General features: G+C 36.9%; 24 protein-coding genes. 6 read left to right on the forward strand and 18 right to left on the reverse strand.

The features are described from left to right. Nucleotides 1-60: 60 nt before the first annotated feature. From LS65_RS06790 to fliI, 15 genes are all read right to left on the reverse strand, one after another. Complete coding sequence (locus LS65_RS06790) at nt 61-2,004, reverse strand: RNB domain-containing ribonuclease (protein WP_034361072.1); 1,944 nt, start codon at nt 2,002-2,004, stop codon at nt 61-63. Between the two features lies 1 nt (nt 2,005). Further along, nucleotides 2,006-2,689 (reverse strand): metallophosphoesterase, encoded by a 684-nt coding sequence (locus LS65_RS06795; RefSeq protein WP_034361074.1) that lies wholly within the window; start codon nt 2,687-2,689, stop codon nt 2,006-2,008. A 3-nt stretch (nt 2,690-2,692) separates the two neighbouring features. Next, nucleotides 2,693-4,783, reverse strand: coding sequence for a M99 family carboxypeptidase catalytic domain-containing protein (locus LS65_RS06800; protein WP_034361076.1), 2,091 nt, complete (start codon nt 4,781-4,783; stop codon nt 2,693-2,695). Between the two features lie 2 nt (nt 4,784-4,785). Next, nucleotides 4,786-5,679: a glycine--tRNA ligase subunit alpha gene (glyQ, locus tag LS65_RS06805; protein ID WP_034361078.1), complete on the reverse strand. Its 894-nt coding sequence runs from the start codon at nt 5,677-5,679 to the stop codon at nt 4,786-4,788. Continuing rightward, nucleotides 5,673-6,611, reverse strand: coding sequence for a damage-control phosphatase ARMT1 family protein (locus LS65_RS06810; protein WP_034361080.1), 939 nt, complete (start codon nt 6,609-6,611; stop codon nt 5,673-5,675). The genes glyQ and LS65_RS06810 overlap by 7 nt, the downstream gene beginning before the upstream one ends. After that, a complete protein-coding gene (locus LS65_RS06815) occupies nt 6,608-7,093 on the reverse strand; it encodes a DUF3972 domain-containing protein (protein ID WP_034361082.1) in 486 nt (161 codons plus the stop codon). The genes LS65_RS06810 and LS65_RS06815 overlap by 4 nt, the downstream gene beginning before the upstream one ends. Further along, nucleotides 7,093-7,590: a 5-(carboxyamino)imidazole ribonucleotide mutase gene (gene purE, locus LS65_RS06820; RefSeq protein ID WP_034361085.1), complete on the reverse strand. Its 498-nt coding sequence runs from the start codon at nt 7,588-7,590 to the stop codon at nt 7,093-7,095. The genes LS65_RS06815 and purE overlap by 1 nt, the downstream gene beginning before the upstream one ends. Nucleotides 7,591-7,653: 63 nt before the next feature. Then, nucleotides 7,654-9,159, reverse strand: coding sequence for a threonine synthase (gene thrC, locus LS65_RS06825; protein ID WP_034361087.1), 1,506 nt, complete (start codon nt 9,157-9,159; stop codon nt 7,654-7,656). A 150-nt stretch (nt 9,160-9,309) separates the two neighbouring features. Then, complete coding sequence (locus LS65_RS06830; protein ID WP_034361089.1) at nt 9,310-9,948, reverse strand: outer membrane beta-barrel protein; 639 nt, start codon at nt 9,946-9,948, stop codon at nt 9,310-9,312. A 189-nt stretch (nt 9,949-10,137) separates the two neighbouring features. After that, nucleotides 10,138-11,253: a 1-deoxy-D-xylulose-5-phosphate reductoisomerase gene (gene dxr / locus LS65_RS06835; RefSeq protein WP_034361090.1), complete on the reverse strand. Its 1,116-nt coding sequence runs from the start codon at nt 11,251-11,253 to the stop codon at nt 10,138-10,140. 12 nt (nt 11,254-11,265) lie between these two features. Continuing rightward, entirely contained in the window at nt 11,266-12,144 is an 879-nt protein-coding gene (locus LS65_RS06840) for a phosphatidate cytidylyltransferase (RefSeq protein ID WP_052061015.1), read from the reverse strand. A gap of 94 nt (nt 12,145-12,238) precedes the next feature. Continuing rightward, nucleotides 12,239-12,706, reverse strand: a complete 468-nt coding sequence (locus tag LS65_RS06845) for a CoA-binding protein (protein ID WP_034361091.1) — start codon at nt 12,704-12,706, stop codon at nt 12,239-12,241. A gap of 68 nt (nt 12,707-12,774) precedes the next feature. Then, a complete protein-coding gene (locus LS65_RS06850) occupies nt 12,775-13,749 on the reverse strand; it encodes an iron-sulfur cluster assembly scaffold protein NifU (protein ID WP_034361092.1) in 975 nt (324 codons plus the stop codon). A 24-nt stretch (nt 13,750-13,773) separates the two neighbouring features. Beyond that, nucleotides 13,774-14,940 carry a NifS family cysteine desulfurase gene (locus LS65_RS06855; RefSeq protein ID WP_034361094.1) on the reverse strand — a complete coding sequence of 389 codons (1,167 nt, stop codon included), beginning with the start codon at nt 14,938-14,940 and terminating at the stop codon, nt 13,774-13,776. A gap of 204 nt (nt 14,941-15,144) precedes the next feature. Beyond that, entirely contained in the window at nt 15,145-16,521 is a 1,377-nt protein-coding gene (gene fliI, locus LS65_RS06860; protein ID WP_034361095.1) for a flagellar protein export ATPase FliI, read from the reverse strand. A gap of 71 nt (nt 16,522-16,592) precedes the next feature. Here fliI and tig point away from each other — a divergent pair, with 71 nt between their 5' ends. Genes tig through LS65_RS06890 form a run of 6 tightly spaced genes read left to right on the forward strand, consistent with a single transcriptional unit; the run spans nt 16,593 to nt 22,074 of the window. Further along, nucleotides 16,593-17,951 carry a trigger factor gene (tig, locus tag LS65_RS06865; protein WP_034361097.1) on the forward strand — a complete coding sequence of 453 codons (1,359 nt, stop codon included), beginning with the start codon at nt 16,593-16,595 and terminating at the stop codon, nt 17,949-17,951. Next, a complete protein-coding gene (gene clpP, locus LS65_RS06870; RefSeq protein WP_034361099.1) occupies nt 17,944-18,534 on the forward strand; it encodes an ATP-dependent Clp endopeptidase proteolytic subunit ClpP in 591 nt (196 codons plus the stop codon). The genes tig and clpP overlap by 8 nt, the downstream gene beginning before the upstream one ends. Nucleotides 18,535-18,558: 24 nt before the next feature. Then, entirely contained in the window at nt 18,559-19,737 is a 1,179-nt protein-coding gene (locus LS65_RS06875; protein WP_034361101.1) for a diguanylate cyclase domain-containing protein, read from the forward strand. Then, entirely contained in the window at nt 19,709-20,227 is a 519-nt protein-coding gene (def, locus tag LS65_RS06880; RefSeq protein WP_034361104.1) for a peptide deformylase, read from the forward strand. Before LS65_RS06875 ends, def begins: the two co-directional genes overlap by 29 nt. Before the next feature lie 9 nt (nt 20,228-20,236). Further along, complete coding sequence (locus LS65_RS06885; protein WP_034361107.1) at nt 20,237-21,778, forward strand: YifB family Mg chelatase-like AAA ATPase; 1,542 nt, start codon at nt 20,237-20,239, stop codon at nt 21,776-21,778. A gap of 17 nt (nt 21,779-21,795) precedes the next feature. Beyond that, entirely contained in the window at nt 21,796-22,074 is a 279-nt protein-coding gene (locus LS65_RS06890; protein ID WP_034361110.1) for a metal-sensing transcriptional repressor, read from the forward strand. Nucleotides 22,075-22,076: 2 nt separating this feature from the next. Here the strand turns inward: LS65_RS06890 and LS65_RS06895 are convergent, their stop codons facing one another. Genes LS65_RS06895 through argB form a run of 3 tightly spaced genes read right to left on the reverse strand, consistent with a single transcriptional unit; the run spans nt 22,077 to nt 25,172 of the window. Further along, a complete protein-coding gene (locus LS65_RS06895) occupies nt 22,077-23,744 on the reverse strand; it encodes a hydrogenase small subunit (RefSeq protein ID WP_034361113.1) in 1,668 nt (555 codons plus the stop codon). A gap of 26 nt (nt 23,745-23,770) precedes the next feature. Next, complete coding sequence (locus LS65_RS06900; RefSeq protein WP_052061016.1) at nt 23,771-24,277, reverse strand: hypothetical protein; 507 nt, start codon at nt 24,275-24,277, stop codon at nt 23,771-23,773. A gap of 40 nt (nt 24,278-24,317) precedes the next feature. After that, nucleotides 24,318-25,172 carry an acetylglutamate kinase gene (gene argB, locus LS65_RS06905; RefSeq protein WP_034361115.1) on the reverse strand — a complete coding sequence of 285 codons (855 nt, stop codon included), beginning with the start codon at nt 25,170-25,172 and terminating at the stop codon, nt 24,318-24,320. Between the last annotated feature and the right edge of the window lie 55 nt (nt 25,173-25,227).

The following is a 25,227-nucleotide window of genomic DNA, read 5'->3' on the forward strand; positions in this document are numbered from 1 at the left end:
ATCTTAAAATATTTGGAATGATATTGTTCCATAAAGTAACAATTTAATTTTTGGTTTATTTTAAGATTTCAATTGCATAGATTCTATTACTTTTCCTTGCACATAGCCACAAAGCAAATCTACCTTTTCTATCTGCACTTTCACGAGCTTATATCGCTCAAATGAATGTGAGAGAGCAATTTTTATGTGCGGGAGAGTATCAAGCGCAATAGCATACGAATCTTCATTTATTACAAGTGCAGAGCAGATAAGAGGTTTGGTAGATTCTAAGAGCTTTTGTGCAAAGGTAAGCATTTTGCGCTGATAGAAATCTTGCTCAATGTGTCGGACTTGCTTTTCTTTCATATTTATTTCTTGAGTGAGAGCCTTTAATCCCTCAAGCTGATAAGGCAAGGATTTGTCTTTATGGAGGATTGATTTTAAGATTCTATGCACGATTAAATCACTATATCGCCTTATAGGTGAAGTAAAATGCGTGTAGCTTTCAAATCCTAAGCCAAAATGCCCGATATTTGCTGTGCTATAAGTTGCTTTAGCAAAAGATTTGATAATCATATCATCAAGCACTTCTGCCATATCGCTTTCTTTGGCTTGGCTTTGTATTGCACAAATAAGGCTATGCAAACCAAGCTTAGGGGGCAAATCAAAGCCCATATTGTTGAACTCCCAGAGTAATAATTGTATGCGCTCTTCTTTAGGGGGAGGGTGGATTCTAAAAATGCCTTGTTGTGCATTATTGATAAGCATAAGCGCACTTTGGACATTCGCAAGGAGCATAGATTCTTCAATAATGCTATGGGCTAAAGTATGCTTATGCTTATGCCACGAGCTTATATTTTGATATTCATCAAGTTCTAATTTGATTTCATTACTTTGAAATTCATAGCCATACTGCAAGCGAGTAGCTCTGTGCTTTTTGACATAAGGCAAATATGCCTTAAGCCATTTTTGTATTTCTTTTGGCAAAATGCTTTTGTGTCCTTGTAAAAAAGATTCTATAACTTCATAGCTGACATTTGCGTGAGATTGTATAAAGGCTTCTAAAAGCTCACTTTTTTGCACTTGTGCGTTTTTATCAAGCGTTATTTTCCACACCATAGCTAAACGCACTTTATTTTCTTTTAACGAGCAGATTCCGCTGCTTAGCTCAAAAGGCAGCATAGGCACAACCTTATGCGGAAAATATATGCTAAATCCCCTTTGCCTTGCTTCTTTATCAAGTGCGCTTTCATTGCTTACATATTCACCTACATCGGCAATAGCCACATAAAGCGTTTTTGTTTTGCTGTCAAAATAAATCGCATCATCGTGGTCGCGTGCATCTTTTGGGTCTATCACGCAAAAGGGCAAATGGCTTAAATCTATACGATTTGGATACATCTCTTTATAGACTTCATCGCCAAAAGATTGGGCAAACTCCTTGATATTAGAGCTAAATTCATTGACGCGATTATAAGAGCTTAGGACTATTTTTTCATCGATTTGTGAATCTTCAAGCACACCAAGCACTTCAACGATATTGGCAGAGGAGCGTTCTATTTTTACCACACAATGTGGGGGCAAAGCTTTGAGTGATTTTTGCGAGACTTTGAGGTCGATATAATGCTCTTTATTATCTTTTGTCTGTATTTCAAGGGCTTTAATTGTGCCCTTTTTCATCACAAGTGTAGCTAAAATATAAGATTTTGGTGTGTAGAGTGCGGCAATAAATTTTATTTTTTTGTGTAATTTTTTGGCAAGAATAATATCGCCTTTTTTGAGTGCATATCGTCCATTTTCAAGGAGAAAATCATTTTCATCTTTTGTGTTAAAGCTTTTTATGAATATTTTTCCACTGCGTGAAATATCTACACTCCCTATGATAAAGTGAGATTTAAGTGCATAAGATTCACCCTCTCTCTGCAGCACATTTAAGTCTTCAAGTTGCTTGAGTGCGGTAAGAAAAGATTTGGGAATTCGTTTTTTATGAGTGGCATTTGCAATAAGTGCGTAAAAATAAATCATTTTAAATATGTGTCTTGTATCGCCAAAGTTTTAGAATATCGCTTAATCGTTTGGGTGCGAATCCTAACTGCTCACAGCTTACATTGAAACAAAAAGAATGTCCAGTCTGGCGCGAATGGATATGTCCGTGAATATTCAATGAGCAATCAGCGAGTTTAAAAAGCCTATCGAGTATATCGCGCGTTTCATTGAATCTATCATTGACTTTGCGGTTAAACACAGGAAAATGTGAAAACATAATGCGCTCACCCGCAATGTCTTGCACGATTGCATTAAGATAAATATCATCTTTTACCATACTTTTTCCAAATTCTGTATAAAGTCTTTTAAGAATCTGCTCTTGTTCGGGGATATGTAGCTTTAAGCCTTTTTGCACACTCCAGCTTTTAAGATTTTTAAGTTTTTCATACTTTTTAATATCATTATTGCCTATTACAAGCATTTTTGTGCCTTTGAGTTCTTTTAGGTAAGGAAATCCATCTTCAAAATATAAATCCCCCAAATGTAAAACCTTATCTTTTTTGCCTACTGCTTGATTCCATAAATCTCTATGCAGGGCATAAAAATCATTATATTTATGAGCCTCTGCGCATTGCAGACGAGAAGGTTCTTTTTTGAGCACAGCTTTATGTCCAAAATGACTATCGGAGATAAGAAAGGTATCTTTTGTGATTGTAAAACTCATAGGCTATCTTTCAAGTGGAGTAAGGAGATGTTTCGCCACATAGCCATTAATTTCACGCATTCCATTTTTTCCCTCAAAAATATAATAAATTTTCGCCCATTCTTTATTGTCTCCCTCAAAAGAGAGAATTTGCATTTTGCGTCCTAAAGGTGCTTTAGCAACAACAGGCGCGTTAAGTGATGGGCTTAAACGCACAAGAGCAACTTGCACTTTAACCTCTGCATTTGGCGTATTTGTTTTTTGCGCTGTTTTGGTTTCTCGTATCACAGCTTCTCCTGTCTCTTGGGTGATTTTTTGGCTCTGTGGTGAAGATTCTAAAGGTTTAGAATCTTGCTTATTTTGTGTGTGAGAATTTTCTACAAGAGTATTTACTTGAGATGAGGTTTCTGTGTTTGGTGGATTTTGCCCTAATGCGCTTGTGATAACATAGCCTTCTTTATTGTTTGGTGGGTAGAGAATCTTACTCCATTTTCCCTTGCTTTCTATAAGATTCACAGCCTTACCTTGTGAGAGCTTTGTAAGAATTTGTGCGTTAATATCTCCCTGTGCGCGTATATTTACACCTTTAGAGCTTGTGATAAAGTATGTTTGAGGTATATTTTTAGGTGTTGTGTTTTGTGAATCTTTTGGCGTGTTAGTTATTTTTGATGGTGTATCTTTTGAGGCAATTTGAGGCAATTTGCTTTGTTGCTCTGTGGTGGCTGGAATATATTTGACTGCAAAAAATTGTGAATCTTGCTTTGGTTTTGGTGAAGCAAAAGAAAAGGTAATCATACCGCTAAAGGCGTCCCCACGATAAAATTCCGCACGAAATGTTTTTGCTGCATTATCAAGGCTATATCGAGGTAAAAGGTCTTTTTTGTAGATTTTTACCCCACTTTCATCAGGCAAACCTATTTGATGAGGTAAAACAAAGCCAATGACATTCACACGATAATCATCACTTGCTTCAAATTCTATGCTTTCATCTTCTCTTATGTAAATAAGTGAGCCTATGGGAAAAGTGTGTTTTGTGCCATTAATGAGAATATTGACATTTTTGAGACTTGTATCAAAAGTGCGATATTCTGGAGTGAGTGTGCTAAGTGTATTTGAGCCATATTTGAGCGCGACTTGAGTTTGTGTTTGGTTGAGTGAGAGTAAGCCAAAGAGATGGCTTTGGCTTTGTATAGGAATAGTTTTAAGCGATGTATTTTTTGGCAAAGGAAAATATGTGATATGAGAACGCAAGGAGTTAAGAGGAAGAGTAATAAGATTGGTAATATTTATATCAAAAGATGAGGGTGCAATAAGTTCTTTTACAGAATCTACTTCAAGTTGAAAATCTCTCTCAAATTCTATACCAAGCTGTCCGAGCAAAGATTCAATAGCAATGAGATGATAATATACACGTGTAGGAATATCAATCTCTTTACTTGCCTCATTTGTAAGGGCAGGTTTGCCAAGTGAGAGAGAATAAAAAGTAAGGGCTTTGAGTTGCTCTGTGTCATTTTTAGCTTTGGTATGGGTGTTGTTTGCGTGGTAACGATGTATAGGCTGAATAAGTCTTGTATTAATATCTGCTACCATTTGGGATACATAAGATTCTAAACTGCCATATTGCGCACCTTGAAGCTCTTTTTGGTCAATCACAGAGCAATTTCCCCATCGGCGAGGATTGAGTAAGTCGCTTATATATGTAGGACGCCAATATCCGCTCCCATCGTGGAGGTGTAGTGAAATATCAATTTGTGGGTCAGCAAGAAGTTCTTTGATTTTTTGTATGCTTTGGTAATCAGGGTCATTTTGTGGGAGTGAAGCAAATTTGCGATTCATATCACCATACACACCACGCATATTTGCAAACATTCCGTGAGGATTCGCTACTGGCACAACCCATACACTTCCTTTTGTTATTTTATAATGGCGTAAAAAAAAGTCGCTTGCATAGTATGCACCAGGTTCATTGCCGTGAATCCCACCTACTAAAAGCAAAGTAGGAGCTTTTTTATTGCCCTCGTTAAGCTTATAGAGTGCAAAATCACGCACGAGATTTTCAGCATATAGAGTGCAATAGAGATTTAAAAAGATGATATAAGCGAGAAAAAAGCGCATTATTATCCTTTTGCCTTTTGTATTCTGTAATTTCTTTCTTCTTCCATTTCTTTATAAAGTAAAGCACAAGATTTGGCAAGTTCGCGTATTTTTAAGATATAGTCTTGTCTTTGAGCAACAGAAATGGCTTTACGCGCATCAAGGACATTAAAACAATGGCTTACAAGCATTGTATAATCATAGGCTACAAGTGGAATACGTGCTTGTAGGCAATTTTGCGCTTCTTTGGTGTATTGGCTAAAGAGTGAAAAAAGCATTTGTGTATCGGCTATTTCAAAATGATATTTAGAAAATTCATATTCACCTTGCAAATGCACATCAGCATATGACATAGGTGCGGAATCTGCAAAGTCATTCCACCTTATATCAAAGATGTTTTCTACTCCTTGAATATACATTGCTAGTCTCTCCACACCATAGGTGATTTCTACTGCCACAGGGTGGCAAGGGATACCGCCTACTTGTTGAAAATAGGTAAATTGCGTTACTTCCATACCATTAAGCCATACTTCCCAGCCTAAGCCCCACGCACCTAAAGTGGGAGATTCCCAATTATCTTCTACAAATCGCACATCGTGAGATTTTAAATCCAAACCTAAAGCCTCAAGACTGCGTAAATAAAGTTCTTGTATATTATCAGGACTTGGTTTGATGAGGACTTGAAATTGATAATAACTTCCTAAGCGATTTGGATTCTCTCCATAGCGTCCATCTGTTGGGCGGCGTGATGGAGCGACATAGGCTACACTCCACGGCTTAGAATCTAGATTTCTAAGTAAAGTAGCAGGGTGGAATGTCCCAGCTCCAGCAGGAATGTCATAGGGTTGCACAATGAGGCAACCTTGATTTTTCCAAAACTCCTGCAATCGCAATAAAATATCCGAAAAACTTAACATACAACTCCTTTTTTGCAATGGATAAACATCATTTCGCCTTTTGGTGCGCCACAACAAGCCGCAACTACATCGCATTTAACTTTAAAAAGCAAAAAGAGTCGCTCATCATTTTGCGTATGGAGACATTCAAAATTGCCCATTCCCTTTGCTAAAATCACATCGGCATTATTATAAATAGTTTGCGTTTGCGCATTTGAATCCTCATACACAAACCCCGGACTTCTTACACCGCTATCAAGCAAAGTGCAGTATTTTTGTATGTTTTGTGCAAGGGGGTGGAAAAGGTCTTTGAGTGTTAAATCATTGATAATAGGTTCGCCGCGCACAGCATAATATATATGCAAATGCGGATATAGAGTTTTAAGTGCGCGAAGTAAGATTTCATCAAATATATTCTCTCCTGCATTATCAGCAAGATAGAGCAAAGTGCGAGAATGAGTAAGCTTCTCTTGAAAGGCTTGTATATCATAATGCGCAAAAACTAGATTTTTAAAATCAAAATTTGCACTTTTAAAATCAAAGCTATGCTGTGAGCCATAATCAATAACATTGCCTAAAATTGCCATACGCACTGCCCAATCAAGATAGGCAGATGTAGAATCTGCATTTATATCGTGCATAGATTCTATATTTTGTGAATCTTGTGAAAATGGTGGAGGGCAAGTGCGTAAAAGATTTTGCACAATTGTGTGGGCTTGTGTAATGCTTTCTTGTTTAATCTCATAAAAAGGATCGTCTAAATTTGTGCTTTGTCTAAAAGATTCATACACATCAATAGCAATTTGCGGAGGCATAAGAGATTGTGATTTAGCAGATTCTAAAATTGTGCATATTTTTTGAGTAATATGGGTATTATCGTGAATCTGCAAAAGAGAACAGAGGGAATGTATTTGCCTTTGTAAGCAGTCAAAACACGCACTTTGAGCTATCATTTTGTCTCTGTCATATTAGCAACTTTGCCCCACATAAGGCGATATTTGCGTTTCATAAATTCAATTTCTTCACGTGAACGTTCTAGCTCTGAGCGGAGGGTTTCCATTGTTTTTTTATCATCATCATAGACTTCTTGCATAGAAATAAGCGCGTCTTTAAGGAAGCTATTTTCATTTTTAAAAGCACTTATGGTTTCATCTTTTGCTGCAACTACCTTATCGTGTAGTCCTAGAATTGTGGAGATAGTTTTTTCAACAAAAACAGGATCGACTTCTTTGCCACTCATATCTGCTGAAACGAGATTAGATTCTACTTTTTTGACTAATGCCCCCACACCAGAAGTCGCATCAACAAATGTTTTTTCTCCCTCTTTTTTGCTTTTTATGCTTCCTTCTTCAATAAGCTCTGTGATTTTAGATTCATTTAAACCAGAGAGTTTTATAAACTCTTCTAGCTCAACCCAAGTTGTTGTATTCTCCATCAGTCCCTCCTCACCTCAATTTCTGCAGAATCTAACTCTACTTTTTTAGCTTTCATTACACGATCTTCTATGAGTTTTCCTGCGAGTTCATCATTTTTAAGGCTTAAGATTTGCATAGCTAAATACGCAGCATTAATTGCTCCAGCTTTGCCAATACTCACTGTTGCCACAGGCATTGAGCTTGGCATTTGCACGGTGGAAAGAAGTGCATCAAGCCCATCAAGCGCACCACCACTTAAAGGCACACCTATAACGGGTTTGCAAGTCTGTGAGGCAATCGCTCCTGCTAAATGTGCTGCCATACCCGCTGCCCCAATAAAAACTTGCGCTCCACGAGATTGTGCGTCTTTGATATAAGATTTTGTGCGCTCTGGTGAGCGATGAGCTGAACTAATGATGACTTCATAGGCTACATCAAATTTTTTAAAAACCTCTATGCACTCACTCATTACGCTCCAATCGCTTTTGCTTCCCATAATGACACTTACAAAATCCATCTTTGCTCCTTAAATAATATAGCTTAGCTTAAATTGTTGATTCTATCATATTTGTTTTAAATTTCAGTTTTTATTTCTAAGCCACTGCATAATGCAAGATTCTATCTCTGTGGGTAAAATCACATCATTTTGCACTTCTTTTTTATCAAAAAGTGTGCTAATTTGTGGGGGGATACTCGCTTGTGTATGCGCACAAATACCCTCTAATGCTTCTTTATCGTTTTTGCATATTCCTTGCACCATTTGAGCTTTGACTAGAGCCTCCCATACACTCGGGGCAAATTTACTCCATTCTGCTGTGGAAAGGAAAATAGTTTTAGCAAGAGCACCTTCTTCTTGTAGTTTTTTTGCTCCATAATATGCTATCGCGCTATGTGGGTCAAGCACAAAGCCACATTTAAATCCTTGTGCAATACTTTGAAGACATTGTGTATCATCACAAAATAAGGCTAAAAAATCCTCTCGTAAAAGGGCTAATTCATCTTTATTAAGCGTGTAAGCTCCTGTTGTATTGAGTGATTGCATACATTCTTTTGTGCGTTTTGCCCCAAAGAGTGCATACAGCACACGCTCGACATTCGAGCTTTTTAAAATATCCATAGCGGGAGATTTGGATTTAAGGAGATTACGCTTGGAAATGTCATACACACCTGTATTGATAAAATCACTTAAAATATTATTGACATTTGATGCAACAACAAGTTTATCTATGGGTAACCCCATTTTTTTTGCAAAAAATGCTCCCAAAATATTGCCAAAATTACCGCTTGGCACGACAATGGAGATTTTTTCACCAAGTGTGAGTTTGTTGTTCTTAAAAAGACTTATATACGCCCAAAAGTGATAAATGATTTGAAAAACAATGCGCCCTATATTGACAGAATTTGCTGCAGAAAGAGCAATGTTCTGCTTATGGAGAGATTCTATAAAATGTGTGTTATTTAGTAGGGATTTGAGCGCATTTTGTGCGTCATCAAAATCCCCATAAATACCTATTACTTTGCAATTACTCGCTTCTTGTGTTGTCATTTGTAATCTTTGCACATCACTTGTGCCACCACTTGGGTAGAGGCAAACCACTTTGATAAAAGGCTTATTGGCAAAGCTTTGTAAGGTTGCAGGTCCTGTATCACCACTTGTAGCAGCAAGAATCATATAAGTTTGTTTTTTTTGTGCGGCAAAGTGTGAAAGCAATGCCCCAAAAGGTTGCAATGCCATATCTTTAAATGCGCGAGTAGGACCAGAGTAGAGATTAAGCATAAAGAGATTTTCATCAAAACCAATAATCGGGGCGGGATTTGTGGGGTCATCAAAGCTTTTATAGCATTGCAATACATCTTTTAAAAGCACCTCATCAAGCCCTAAATCAAGAATCTTAAAAAGCTTGATACAAAGCTCTTCATAGCTTAAATTACTTAAAGAGACAATATCTTGTGTGCTAAGTTTTGGCAGAGTATCAAAAGTGTAGAGTCCCCCCTGTGGAGCGGAGGGATTGAGAATAGCGTCTTTGAAATTTTTTGCAAGAGCGGGATTAGAATCTCTTGTGGAGATGAAAGTGCGGACATTCATAGTATTCCTTGTAAGTAGATTATTACGCAAATTTGTAAGTATTCTACCATACTCAATTAATAACACGGCTAAAAGAAATAAGAAGTGAGCTAGAGAATACAAGATTCTCTAGCAGGAGATTCTTTTAAAGTAAAGAGAACTTAATAGAATCTAGAAAGTAAGGTTGTATCCAATTTGCACGATGTAAGTGCGAAGTGTGGCTGTTCCACCATATATTGGGTCTTTGTTCTCATAATCATAAGCCAATACCGGAATCTTTGCTCCAAGAAGGAGTTGATTTTTGTCATTGAAATTATAGGTAAATCCTAGATTTACAGGCACAGCAAGTCCGCCTTTAGCTCCAACTGCGATATTTACAGGATTCATTTTCCAAGTTGGGTCAAATTGTTGATAGCCTACACCAATGCCGATATATGCACCAAAAGCAGGAGTGAAACTAAAGTAATAATCTACATTTGCAGTAATTAAGTGTTGATTAATATCAGCTTCCATATTACCCATTATTCCATTATCTTTAGAGCCTTTGCTTTGGCTATAAAAATAGCTTAGATAGTATTTTAATCCACTTGATTGAGAAAGGGCTTGTTTATAACCAACATCTAGCCCTACGCCCCAACCAAAACCGCTTGTGGGAAACCAACTTGTTTGCACAGCTTGTCCAAAATTGCTATATGAGGGCGTAGTAATAGGCACTCCTGCATTTACACCAACAAACAAACCGCTACTTTGTGCATTTGCTACACACAAAAGACTTGCGCTCAATACACTTGAGATTAAAATTTTTTTCATAAGTTATCCTTTTTCCCTTAAATTTTAACATTCAGTCGTTATGGGGATAGGGTGATTATAATGTAAGATTCAAAAAAAAAAAAACAAATGGCTTGATTTCAAAAAGAAATGAGAAAAAATGCTACAAAAAGTTGCATATGCAACTTTTAACATTTATATGTGAATGATAAAAATTAAAAAGTGTAAAATCTACTCAAATCTGTAGCCTTTGTCTTGAAGCCATTGTGTGCTTTTGTTGCGCACTTCTTCATCAAGGGCGCAAATAGATTCTAAATCACAAAGCGAGTGAAAAGCAAAACTATCAAAATGTGTCATCATTGCAAGAATAAGTGCGCTTATCTCTCCAAAAGGTATTTTTTGTGCTAAAAATGATTCGATAGCTACTTCATTACTGCTATTTAGCACGACACCTTTTTGTGGTGTGTCTAAGAGGATATTTTTAAGATTCCAAAGAGGGTAGCGGAGCGTGTCAATGGGTTTTAGGCAGAGTGAGAGTGATTGGGGCGAGAAAGGTTCAATAATGTTTTCATTCATAGCAAGGGTAGGGTTAAGTGCATAGGCGATAGGCAGCTTCATATCAGGATTGCTTAAATGTGCTGTAATGCTTCCATCTTTAAAAGCAACAAGTGCGTGTATGCTTGAGCTTGCCTCAATAAGTGCATCTATATTTTGTGTATCAAAGAGCCAACGCGCTTCAAGAATTTCAAAAAGCTTATTTGCCATACTTGCAGAATCTATGGTGATTTTATGCCCCATTTGCCAATTTGGGTGTTTGAGTGCTTCTTGTGGAGTAGCAAGAGAGATTTTATCGAGTGGATAATCTCTAAAAGCCCCACCGCTTGCAGTAATATAAAGTTTAGCTATGGGGCGATTATTTTGTAAATACCACAAACCAAAATGTTCGCTATCAATGGGTGTAATGTCTGCATTTTGTAGAAGCCAACCTGCATTGACTAAGGATTCCTTATTGGCAAGGGCGAGTTTTTTGTTGCATTGCAGTGCTTTAAAACTAGGCTTTAGTCCAGCAAATCCCACAAGAGCATTTAGCACGAGCGAAGAATACGAAGATTCTATCATCTCGAGTATGCCATCACTCCCACAAAAGAGCGTATAATGACCACTTATAAGTTTATGTGCGTCATTTTTGTCTGCGATACATACATTTTTAGGCTTGTATTGTGCAATTTGCTGATTTAAAAGAGTGATGTTTCTCCCTGCACACAGAGATTCTATGGGTATGTTAAAGGATTTGGCAACTTCAAGAGCGTTTGTGCCAATACTTCCTGTGCTACCAAGGAGAATCATCGCACTTATTCTTTAAAGCATAATGCTAAGGTCGCTATAGCCTGGGAGAAAAAAGAGTAAAAAGTGCATAGCTACCGCGCCAAAAAGCACCGCATCAAGTCTATCAAGCACCCCACCGTGTCCAGGTAATAAAGAACCACTATCTTTGACGTTTGCTTCGCGTTTAAGATAGCTTTCAAAGAGGTCGCCAAATACAGAAATAATAGATACAATTAAAGTGATAACAAGGGAATATAAAAAGCTCCCACAAGCACCAATACCCACGAATGAACCACAAATTACTCCACAAATTACTCCACATATCACCCCTTCAATCGTTTTTTTAGGGCTTGTAGAGCAAAAAGGTGTTTTGCCAAAAGCTTTGCCCCCAAAATATGCACCTGTATCTGTAAAAGCAACGATAACAATAAGCCATACAATTACCCACACTCCTGCTCCTCCAGCGTCTTTGTATAGGGCATAAATGCTTAAAAATGGCAAAAGCGGATAAATAAAAGGAATAAGGGCTTTTGGAGCGATTTTTTTACTATATGCAAGATAAGAGGCATAAATGATAAGGATAAAAAGAGCAGATTCTATAACTCTATCATTAAAAAAAGCACTTACCCACGCTAGTGTTGTAGCAATATAGTAGTGAATGCCAGATTCTAAATTGTAGAGTTTGAGAGCTTCTTGCATACCAATAAGACATAAAATTGCTAGTATGATGCAAGTAAGCAATGGGGAATTAATGCTTAGCACAATAATAAGCACCGCAACTAACACAATAGCAGTGATAAAACGTGCTTTATCGGCAAGGAATTTTGTTTTTAATTCATCTATTTTTGTGTCGTGCGTTGATGTTTGACTTGTTGTCTTTGTTTCATTCTCTTGTGATGCTTGGTTTTCCATTTTTGTCCTCACATTTGTTAGGTAACATTCACATTGTAGCATTAAAGATTTTTAGATTCAATAATTACCCTTACTGAATCTCATATTTATAGCTTTAGGTATGAAAAAGTTTATTATGTTCAATTTTAATACAGCTATCCTCTTCGTATAAAATACCACATTCTTGTGCTATCTCTTGAGATTTTTCATTTCTAAGCCCTAGCTGCACCCATACACAAAGATTAGGGGCAAAAGTCGCGCCATAAGTATTATTGCACTTGATTTCGCAAATCTCATTCATTACTTCAGGCAATGCCTCACTTTTTCTAAATATATTAACAATATCGCATATCTCACCATTTTGTGCTAAATGATTAAGTGCTTCTTTTAATGAGGTAAATACCTTTTTGCCTAGAATCTCCCCACCTCTTGGATAAATAGGGATAATATTGTATCCATTTTCAAGCAGATATTGTGCTACCTTATAGCTTGGTTTTTGTGTATCTGGGCTTAAGCCGATGATGATAATATTTTTAGCAGATTCTAAAATAGCCTTTTTTTGACTAGATTTAAGTAATGGCATTAATGTTTTCCTTACAAATTGTCGGGATAAAATCTCCCGACATTGAATGCGTTATTTCGTGTATATCATTAAATAGGGAGCACTCTAATATGAGAATCTAGTCGTTCTTGGAGGATAGATTCTATCGCATAGAGTGTGCCAGTAGCCCCACTTGCACAGCCGCTACAAGCACCAAGATAGCGGATATATACATCAATAAATCCATCACTTGTATCCTTAATATCTAAAATCTCCATATCACCCCCGTCCATCATAAGCATAGGGCGGATATTTTCATCAATGGCTTTGTCAATGGCTTTTACTTTTTGCACCATTGTCATTTCTTTAAAGTTTATGTCCTCGCCTTTATCAGCGACTTTTTGGACAGATTCTTTATCCATTTCAGCACGCACATCGCGCAAAATATCTTCGAGATAATATTCTCTTTTTTCGTGTCCTCCAGGTTTAACGCAGCTTTTACAAAATGCTCCTGCTTTTGTGTAGTTTGTGATTTCTTCAACACTTTTTAAATCATTTAATCTAATTACTTCTTTAATGGTAGAAAGGCTTACACGCGCACATTCACACACAATAATTTCATCTTCAAAATCTTCCGCATTCTTACCTAGATAAATACCTGCTGCTTTTTTAATCACATCATACGCCATTACAGAGCAGTGCATTTTTTGTCCGGGCACTGCGGGAGTATCAGGATCATCACGCAAAGCGTGTTCCACATCAAGGTTTGTAATTTTTACAGCTTCTTGCACCTTTTTTCCAAGACAGAGTTCTACCATCATATCGCTACTTGCAATCGCTGTCCCACAGCCAAAGCTTTTAAATTTCGCATCAATAATTCTATCATCTTTATCCACGAGCCAATACAATCTCACTGCATCACCGCAAGATTCTGCACCATAATCTGCTACAATAAGCTTTGCTCCTTTTTCATCAGCATCTTTTTGTGTAAGAACTCCTAAATGTGTAGGATTATCCATTCTTTCACTTACTTTATTTGAATAGGCGTCCCAAAGTGCGCCACCGATTAAATCATTTTTTGCCATTTTTTTTCCTTTATATTGTTTGTTTTATGCGTTGTATGAGCTAGAAATTGCTCGTAATCTTTCAACAGCTTGTTTAAATACATTAATTGTATAATCAATTTCTTCGCTTGTATTGAATCTGCTAAGTGAGATTCTAATCGCTGTGTGGGCGAGTTCTTTGTCTGCACCAATAGCTACCATAACAGGATTTGCTTCTAAATCTTCGCTTGCACAAGCACTTCCTGTGGAGGCAGCAATCCCAGCTTTATTTAAATCCCATAGCATAGCCTCTCCCTCAATACCTCGCACACTAATGAGTGTAGTATTTGGCACACGATTTTCTCTTGTGCCAACTACAAACACATCAGGGATTTGTAGTAGTGAATCCTCAAGTTTATCGCGTAAGCGTCTTACTTCTGTCAATTCATAATCAAGATATTGGTATGCGAGTTTCATAGCCTCACCCATACCTACAATATATGGGACATTGAGTGTGCCGCTGCGTCTGCCACGCATATGTTCTCCTCCGTGAAAAAGGGGGGTAAGTTCTACACCTTTGCGAATATACAATCCACCAATGCCTTTTGGTCCGTGGAATTTGTGCGCACTAAAGCTTAAAAAATCCACTTGTGCTTTTTGCACATCAACAGGAATCTTGCCAATAGCCTGCACTGCATCTGTATGGAAAAGCACATTACGTTCTTTGCAAAGTGTGCCTATTTCTTCAATAGGAAAAATAAGTCCTGTCTCATTATTTGCCCACATTACGCTTACAAGTGCTGTATCATCTCTTAGGGCTTCACGCACTTGTTTAGCAGTGATTGTGCCTTGTTGATTGATAGGAAGATAAGTAACCTCCACTCCAAGAGATTCTAAAAAACCACAGGTAGCACGCACAGCTGGGTGTTCTACTTCTGTGGTAACGATATGTTTTTTGCCTTTTTTAAGTATCTCATCAAAATATACACCCTTTATTACCCAATTATTAGATTCTGTTGCGCAACCAGTGATGATAATATCATCATCATCGTTCGCATTAATGCCCTTATAGAGATACTCAATAGCTTGTGCTATTGCAGGGTGAGTTTCTGTGCCATATTTATGAAGACTATTTGGATTCCCAAATTTCTCGCAAAAATAAGGCTCCATAAGCGGCAATATACTCGGGTCAAGCATCGTTGTCGCATTATTGTCTAAATAGACTTTTTTCATAGTTTGGCTCCTTCCTTGTTGTTCTAAATTCCATTGTTTTTATGCTTTAAGTTTAATAAAAAGTAAATTTTGTTTTTACCTTTTTAAAAAAACGCTAGATTTTATCATTTTATAATTAATTGATGGTGTGCGACAAAGAAAAATATCAATTTGTAAAATGTATAAATATTACATTATGTAATGTTTTTTCAAGTTATTCTTGCTCTATTCTGTCATAATGCGTAAAAGTTCTTGCAGTGAGGATTGAAAATCCCATTTTTCATCTATTTCTTGCTTGAGAAATGCCTCCATAAGAGGACGTTTGTTCATTGCTTCATCAAGTTCTGAATCTGTCCCTTTTTGATACGCACCTATGCGGATAATAACTTCATTTTCTTTAATGAGTGAATACAATCGTCTAAATTTACGCACAGCCTGTAAATGTTCAGGAGTTATGATGTCATTAATAAGTCGTGAAGCAGAGTTAAGAATATTGATTGGTGGATATATCCCCATATCAGTCAAATCACGATTAAGCACGATATGTCCATCAAGAATAGAGCGACTTTGGTCAGCAATAGGGTCGCTTAAATCATCACCCTCTACGAGCACGGTAAAAAATGCAGTAATTGAACCTACACCATCTTCTTTTCCTGCACGTTCCATAAGTTGTGGAAGGAGCGTGAGTGTAGAAGGTGGATATCCTTTACTCGTTGGCGGTTCTCCTAAGGCTAAGCCTATTTCTCGCTGTGCCATAGCAAAACGCGTAACAGAATCCATAATAAAAAGCACATCATTGCCAAGAGATTTGAAATATTCCGCAATAGCCATTGCACTAAATGCACCATATTTGCGCATAAGCGGCGAATCATCGCTTGTGGCTACTACAAGAATAGTGTTTGTCAAGTCATTATTAAGATTCTTATGTATAAATTCTGGGACTTCTCTTCCACGCTCACCAATGAGAGCAATGACTTTGATTGGTGCATTTGAGCCACGCACGATCATTCCCATAAGAGTAGATTTTCCTACACCAGAACCAGCAAAAATACCCATTTTTTGCCCTTTACCACAAGTGAGGATTCCATCAATGGATTTTACGCCTACTTCAAAGACTTCATTGATTAATCCTCGTTTAAGTGCGCTTATAGGTGCGCGCATAAGCGAAGTGCTTGTATCTGTTTCAATCGCACCTTTATTATCAATAGGCTCACCTAGCGGGTTAATAACGCGCCCGAGTATTTTTTCTCCAACAGGGATTTGCAATCCGTGGTTTAGAATTTCTACCTTATCGCCAGATTTATGTCCCTCGACAAATGAAAAAGGACTAATAAAAAAATGATCGCCCTCAATTCCTATGACCATACCTAAGTTATGTGAGCAATGTTTTGCCAAATGATTATCATTGTGTATCGTGGATAAATCCTCCTGAAAAGCGCGAAAAGTGGCATCGTGAGAGGGTATAATCTTTACTATATCGCCTACTGATGGTTTTACACCATTAGCCACTAGTATATTTTGCATTACTTTGACAAGATGTCCATAATTTGGTGAGAGATTAATATTGTTTTGAAGTTTTTGTTTTATTTGAGACAATGGCATATACAAAACCTACTTTTAAGATTTTTTTGTTAGAATACCAAATTATACTTTTTTTATCATTAAGGAAGCCTATGAATTTCACAACAAAACGCATAAACAATGCTAATGCCACCATTAATGGCAACATCGCATTACAAACACTTGAAGAGAAATTTGATAAAGTAATCAAAAAGATTGCCAAGAGTGTAAAGATTGATGGTTTTAGAAAGGGTAAAGTTCCAGCTCAAGTGATTAAGACACGTTACAAAGAGCAGGTTGAGCAAGATGCACAGCAAGAAGCGATACAAGATTTATTAGAATCTGCGCTTAAAGAGCTTGGAGTTGCGCCAAATGAGCTTATTGGCAATCCTGTGATTGCAAAATTTGACAAGCAAGATGATAAGATTGAGCTTGAAATCAAGATAGGTATCACGCCTTCATTTGATATTGAAAAAATTGAAGAATATGTGCCAGAAGTGAAGCTTAAAGCGGTTACAAAAGCACAGATTGATGAGCGCATACAAGAGATTGCTGCAAATCGCGCGCCATTAAGTGAAATAGCAGAAGATAGGGCATTGCAAAAAGATGATACTGCAAATATTGATTTTGAGGGATTTGTCGATGATAAGGCATTTGAGGGGGGTAAGGGGGAAAACTTTAATCTTCTTATTGGCTCAAATCAATTTATTCCGGGCTTTGAAGATGCACTTGTTGGTATGAAAAAGGGAGAAAAAAGAAGAATCAAGGTAACTTTCCCTGAAAATTATCAAGCTTCACATTTGGCAGGTAAAGAAGCATATTTTGATGTGAGTTTGCATAAGATTTTGCAAAAAGATACACCAAAAATTGATGATAACTTTGCAAAAAGCGTAGCAGGAGAAGAAGCTACTCTCTCTACACTTAAAGATATGGTAAAAGAACAGCTTGAGATGGAGCAAAAAAATAATCTTTATCGTGATGAGCTTAAAAATAAGCTTGTAGAGACACTTCTTAAAAATGTGCGCTTTGATTTGCCTGAATTGATTGTTGAACAAGAAATGGATATTTTGTTTAGAAATGCACTTTCTAAGGTTGCACCTGAAGAATTTGAAAAGCTTAAAGGGAATCAAGATGAAGCAAAAAAACAACGCGAGTTGCAACGTGATGAAGCACAAAAAAGTGTGCAAATTACTTTTATTATGGACGCTTTGGCAAAGAAATATAATATTGTGATTAATGATAATGAGGTGATGCAAACAATTTATTATGAGGCAATGATGATGGGACAAGATCCGCGTTCGACTTTGGATTATTATCAAAACAATAATCTTCTTCCTGCCATTAAAATGACAATGATTGAAGATAGAGTTTTGCATTATTTGCTTGACAAAAAGTTTGAATCTTCTAAAAAGCCTAAGCAGGAGAAGGATTCAAAGCCTAAGATAACAAAAGAGGAAGGTGTAAATGAGTAGCTATATCCCTTATGTGATTGAACGCACAGGTCGTGGTGAGAGAAGTTATGACATTTATTCAAGACTTTTAAAAGATCGTATTATCTTACTAAGTGGCGAAATTAACGACCATATAGCTTCTTCAATCGTAGCACAACTTCTTTTTTTAGAGGCAGAAGATCCTGAAAAAGACATTAATTTTTATATTAATTCTCCCGGTGGTGTGATTACAAGTGCTTTTAGTATTTATGATACGATGAATTACATCAGCCCCGATATTAGCACTATTTGTATTGGGCAGGCTGCTTCCGCAGGAGCGTTTTTATTAAGTTCTGGCACAAAGGGAAAGCGATTCTCTCTTCCTAATTCGCGTATTATGATTCATCAGCCACTTGGTGGAGCACAAGGACAAGCTACAGATATTGAGATTCAAGCAAAGGAAATTTTGCGTTTGAAAAAAACACTTAATGAAATTATGGCAAAAAACACTGGGCAGAGCGTGAAAAAGATAAGTTTTGATACTGAGAGAGATTTTTTTATGAGTGGAGAGGAAGCCAAGGTGTATGGATTAATTGATAAGATTCTCATTAAAAGTGAGAAGTAGCATAACTGCTATTAGAGGTGTAGTATGGACTTAGATGATTTAAACTTAGATGATATTGGAAATAACGATTTTTTTGGAAATCTTGATGAAGCGGGCTTAGAAGAAGGGAAAAGGAATAAAAAAACCCAAAAAGTAACTCCTACTCTAGGAGCATCGGAAGCAGCCCAAAAACTCAACTCTATCTCTAAGCAAACACTTCAGGCTCTTGAAAAAGATGCTATTTTGCCTTTGCCTGAAAACTTTGAAGCATATTTTGAAAAAACACTTTCTCAAGAGGAAGATGAGAGAGTGCGTGAAAAAATTAAGGCAATTGTCGAGAGTGCTAATCACGATTCACGACTTATTGCGCTTGAAAAAGTTTTTAACGATAATTTTGCAACACTAAAAACTATTCTTGAGCATTTATTGACGCTTTGCAAACGTATGTCTGCAATGGAGCGCAATACTGATAAGCGTTTGCTTGAGATTGCGAGTATTACGAATCCACTAGGAGCACAAAATGCAATTAAAGTGCTTGTGAATGAAATGAAAGGATTCCATAAGGATTTTGTTGTGCAAGCTGACCTCATATCACGGGCTTATCGTAATATGTATGCTCAATCTTCCACCATTAAGTCTGGGGCAATATATGATTCAAAGCTTGGTATTTATACGCATTCATTTTTGACTCACGCCCTTGATCTTGAGTGTGAAAATGGTAAAGATTTTCCTAGGCATTGCGCAGTAGTTGTTTTTGCCCCATCTAAAGAGCTTGCATCACAGATTAATGAGCAAAGTAAGCTTATAACAATTTTTAAAAGTATTGCTCGAATTGTTTCAAAAAATATTGGCACAAAGGATATTGTTTCATATCTTGGTAGTGGATATTTTGGTATGTTGCTTAAAAATGTGCAACCTGATGCGGCAATTACCCTATGCCAAGAGGTAATACAAAAATGCAAAGTAACCAATCTTTTTATTGATGATGTAGAGTTGCATTTGTGTATTGTTATGGGTGGTGTTGTTCTTGATGTGAATAAGACACCAGAGATGACTTTAAAAGAAGCAAAAGAGCAGCTAGAACTTGCTCAAAAGGAAGGAGTACCGCTTAAATTTGCTCAAGGGCAAGCAGGTAACACACATTCAAGTGATGATAGTGAAGAAGATAGTTTTGAATTACCCGGAGATGGTTTTGATGATCTTGCCGATTTTGACTTATCCTAATCCCAAGCTTAGACAAAAATCCACTCCAGTAGAGCATTTTGATGATAATTTACACAATTTGCTTGATTCTATGTATGAGACGATGATGGAACGTGGAGGAGTAGGTTTAGCAGCTATTCAAGTGGGAGAATCAAAAAGGATTCTCATCATTAATATCCCACGCCCAGAGGACAATATCCAACATAAAGAAGATTTGCTTGAAATCATTAATCCTACATTTTTGACACAAGAAGAAAGTATTGATTGGGAGGAAGGTTGCCTTTCTGTGCCAAATTTTTATGAAAGCATAAAAAGGTTTAATAAAGTTTCTATTGCTTACAAAGATCGTTATGGGAATGATAAGATTCTACAAGCAGAAGGTTTTTTAGCAGTGGCAATTCAACACGAGATAGATCATCTAAATGGTGTGCTTTTTGTCGATAAGCTTCCTATTTTAAGGCGTAAAAAATTTGAAAAAGAACTCAAAAAGCTTAGAAATACAAAAGATTAAAGTTTTTATATGACGCATACAATTTTTACTGCTACAAGCTTTGGCACAAGTGCAAAGATTATTGAGGTGGAAGCAGCTTTTACAAAAGGTATGCCACAATTTAATATTACGGGTTTAGCCCATAGCTCTATTTTAGAATCTAAGCAACGCGTTTTATCAGCTCTTGCAAATAGTGATATTACTCTTCCACCGCTTAAGGTCAATATCAATCTCTCTCCTTCGGATTTGCCTAAAAGTGGCGGACATTTTGATTTGCCTATCGCTCTTGCTTTACAAAAAAATACGCAAGATGATGGACAATGGTTTGCCTTTGGAGAACTTGGGCTTGATGGGAGTATTAAATATCTTGATTCTATTTATCCGCTTTTGCTTGATATCGCGCTTTTATATCCTCAAGCAAAGGTTTTTGTTCCTTTAGGTGCAAAAGATTTATTAAGTCTTATTCCTAATGTGTGTTTTTATTTTGTATCACATTTAAAAGAAGCTATTGATATTTTAAATAATCCATTATTAGATTCTCATATTTCTACAATTTCTCAAGATTTAGAATCTAACTCACAAACACTTGGTTTTAAAAGTATAGAAATTGCTGGAGAGCAATATTTTTATGATGATAATTTTATGCAAGATTTTGCAGAAGTCAAAGGACAGCATATTGCTAAACGCGCTGCACTTATAGCTGCTGCAGGATTCCATAATTTTATGATGGAAGGCTCACCTGGTTGTGGCAAAAGTATGATTGCAAAGCGACTTTTGTATATTTTACCTCCAAGCTCTTTGCAGGAAATGATAGAAAATGTCAAGCATCAATCACTGAATAAACAAAGTGTGGCTTATACACCACTTCGACCATTTCGGAATCCTCACCAAAGTGCGAGTAAGTCAAGCATTTTGGGCTCCGCTACACAATTTGAAGCAAAGCCCGGTGAAATTGCCTTAGCGCATAATGGCATTTTATTTTTTGATGAACTCCCACACTTTAAGAAAGATATTTTAGAATCTTTGCGTGAGCCATTGGAGAACAATAAGCTTGTTGTATCACGTGTGCATTCTAAACTTGAATATGATACAAGTTTTTTATTTGTTGCTGCCCTCAATCCTTGCCCTTGTGGGAATCTACTTAGTAAAAGCAAAGAGTGTCGTTGCCAAGAACGCGAGATTAATGCATATCGCACACGGATTTCTGAACCACTCCTTGATAGAATCGACCTTTTTGTGCAGATGAGTGAATATGAAGAAGATGCTCTTTTATCGCCTATAAATCTAGATTCTGCTCATATGCAAAAAATGGTTTTTGATGCTTTTGCCTTACAGAAATCACGAGGACAAACAATCTTTAATGGTAAGCTTGATGAGCGGGAAATTGCTTTGTTTTGTATGCTCAATGATGAATGTGAAGCATTATTACAACAAGCAAGTGAGCGTTTTTCACTCTCTTATCGCGCACAGAACAAAGTCAAAAAGGTAGCGCGCACAATTGCAGATTTGGCAAATGAGACACATATTCAGAAACCGCATATTCTTGAGGCACTAAGCTATCGTAGAATCTAGCCCAAAAAGGAGAAAATATGTATGAAGAATCCGCACACAACATTCATAAAAGACTACAGCGCATTATAGGACAACTCAATGGTATTGATAAAATGATAAGTGAAAATGCGAATTGCACAGATGTGCTTATTCAGATTAATGCTGCTAAAAGTGCTTTGCACAAAATAGGGCAAATTGTGCTTGAAGGACATATTAATCATTGTGTGCGTGATAGCATACAAGATGAAACAAATGATATTAACAAAACTTTAGGCGAGCTCGCTCAAGCGATTGAACATTTCTCTCGCTTAAGCTAAACTTAAACAACTTCAAGCCATTTGGGGAGATAGGTATTGAATTTATCTTGTATAAGCGTGTGCGTTGCTATATCTCCTTTTAGTGCTATGCGTCCTATTTCGTGTGTTTTGGCAAGTGTGCTTAGAGCAGATGAGAGTATCTCGCACATTGAGCTTGTCGCACCATAGGCTACACCTTGTAAATGCAAACCACCAAGTAAATAACACAATGGCAAACGTAATGATTTTTCAATATCAATTTGGCAAGTTTGTGTGCCATTAATCTTCATATCAAGTCGGCTAATATGCGGAAAAAGATAATCTTGCGCGTGTCGTAATACATCTAAGGCACTCATATTTTTGCCAAACATTTGTGCGATAAGAGGCAGAATATCACTTATATTATTTGATATTACACTTTGATTTTCTTGTTGTATTGTAAGGTCTGTGAGATTCTCATTTGCACGCCATTTGGTATAGTTTTCTACAAGTCTTGCCCCAAGCTTATTTTTACCGCTAAGAAGTGATAAAAGTGTAGGAAGATGTGCTTGAAAATTGCAAGTAAGGAGATTCTGTGGTGATTGCGAAGAAGTAGATTCTATATAAATCATTGTTGGCATATCACTTTGCAACACAAGGCATAATGTATCTGCTTGTATCTTGTCATCAAGGTTATGCACAAAGGGAAGCGGTGAGAGAGATTGCACTCCTTTGATATAAGCATTTTCATTATTAAGAGGCTCTTCAATGCAGCCAAAACTATCCCAAAAATCTGGCTCACTGCAGCCTATACAGCCGTGTCCTGCACGCACAGGCCAACTTGTTTTAGCATTAAATTTAGTTTTAGGGCAATTATTTGAGACATAAGGACCTTTGCAGCCAATCTTATAAAGACAATATCCATCTTGTAAATGTGGGTCATCAAAGCTTTGCACAAAATCACCAGATTCAAATTTTGCCTTTCTCTCACATAAATCGTGAAGATTTTTTCCGTAGCTCCAAATGGGGCGATTGAGATTATCAATCTCGGGTAATTCTTGTAAAAGAATATAATACATTAAAGAACCTATAATATTTGCTTCGCTTGGCGGACAACCCGGGATATTAACAACCCTTTGTTTAAGGAAAGTATCTATACCTACAGAATGCGTAGGATTAGGCAAAGCTGCTTGCACTCCGCCAAAGCTACTACAAGTGCCAACAGCAAAAATTGCCTGTGCGTGTTTGGCTACTTCTTTTGTTTCTTCTTCTCCATTTATGCTATCAGCTCCTGAAGTTAAAAAATACGCATTTTCATCAAGAGATACACCACCCTCAATAACAAGGATAAATTCTTTATCAAGTGTATTATGGAGTGATGTCTTTGCTTCAAATCCTACTGCACCCATAATAGTTTCGTGATAATCCAAAGAAATGTATTCAAGAATGAGCGATTCCACACCGGGTTTATCAAGGCGTAAAAAACTACTACTGCAACCTGTGCATTCTGCCATATGTAGCCAAACAAGATGTGTAGGTGGTTTGAGTGAGAGAATACGTGCGCATAATTCTACACCTTCTTTGGGTATGCCTATAAGCATACAAATTTGACTTAACCATTCATTATCTACACTGCATCGAGGGGTAGTATAGGTGGATTCTATCTTTTGAAGATGTTGCGTTAGTCGCTCAAGTATCTGGGCTTTATCCATTGTTTTAAGCTCCCTATATTGAAATATTATAACTTTGTGCTATTGGGCTTTGCGCGGGTTTTATTTAAAGTTTTATCCACACAATATTTTTCTTGGTAGGTAAGTAGGCGGAGATTCTCTTTATTGAGTTGATAATCTTTATCAAATTTTTTACGCACAATTTGCTCAATTATTGCAAGTTCGTGGTCTTCTTTATCTTCAAATAAATCAAGCACGAGTGCATAGAGTTGAATATTTGTAGCAATAAGCTCTAAAGCATCGCCTCTTTCTTGCATAAAAAGTTGTTCATTTTTAGCATAACTTTTAAGCTTAATAACAATATGACTAAAGACGCGTTGGATTAGGTGAGGTTTAAGATAATGTGTAAGAATTGTTGGTAGTTTTTCAAGGAGAGTATCAAGTTGCTCTTTTTGCATAAATAAAACTACAGGTAAAATTGTAATAATATTTTCGGTATTTTTATCAGCCGAACGTGCTTCAAGTTTTAACCATAGTCGTTCTAAAAAGCCGTATTGATAAGACTGCAAAGTCATATTTTTCCTTTAATTTTAATTAATGTATGCTTTATTTCATCTACTCATTGCAAATTTCTGTGCCAATGCCTTGTGTTGTAAAAAGCTCTAAAAGGAGTGAATGCTCTACTCGCCCATCAATAATGTGGGCTTTTTCTACACCATTTTGCACACAATCTACACACGCCTCAAGTTTAGGTATCATACCACCGCTAATTACCCCTTCTTTTTCAAGGGTTTGAATACTTTTTGGTGTGAGTGAAGAAATAAGCTCTTTATTAGAATCAAGCACCCCAACAATATCACTTAAGAAAATAATCTTTTGCGCTTTGAGTGCTTTTGCAATATGACACGCAGCAATATCAGCATTGATATTATAACCTAAATGTCCTGCGCTTTCCCCAGTTGCAATGGGTGCGATAACTGGCACAAAGCCATTATCAATCACTTGAAGCAAAAATTCAGGATTAACTTGTGTGATTTCTCCAGTGTAGCCAAGCGCACCATTATCCTTTGCTTTTGCTTGAAGTAAGTGAGCATCTTTACCACTCATACCCACAGCTTTTGCGCCGTGAAAGTTTAAAAATGCAGTCAATTCCTTATTGATTTCACCACTTAGCACCATTTCCACGACACGCATAGAATCTGCACAAGTAATACGATAACCATCTTTAAATGAGCTTTCTATTCCCATATTATCAAGCACTTCATTGATGCGTTTGCCTCCGCCGTGAATAATAACAGGTTTTAGCCCCAACATATACATTATAACAATATCAAGGGCGAATTTTTCTTTTAGTTCTAAGCTACTTTGGGCTGCACCACCATATTTAATCACAATGATTTTGCCACGAAAGATTCTAATAAATGGGAGAGAATCTAGCAATATTTTCACAACCCTCGTATTTTTTTGCATAAAATAACCTCTATTAAAAATTTGAAATGCTATTATATCTTAAATTTCATATGAA

This window comes from Helicobacter japonicus, from assembly GCF_000762845.2.
Taxonomy (GTDB): domain Bacteria; phylum Campylobacterota; class Campylobacteria; order Campylobacterales; family Helicobacteraceae; genus Helicobacter_C; species Helicobacter_C japonicus.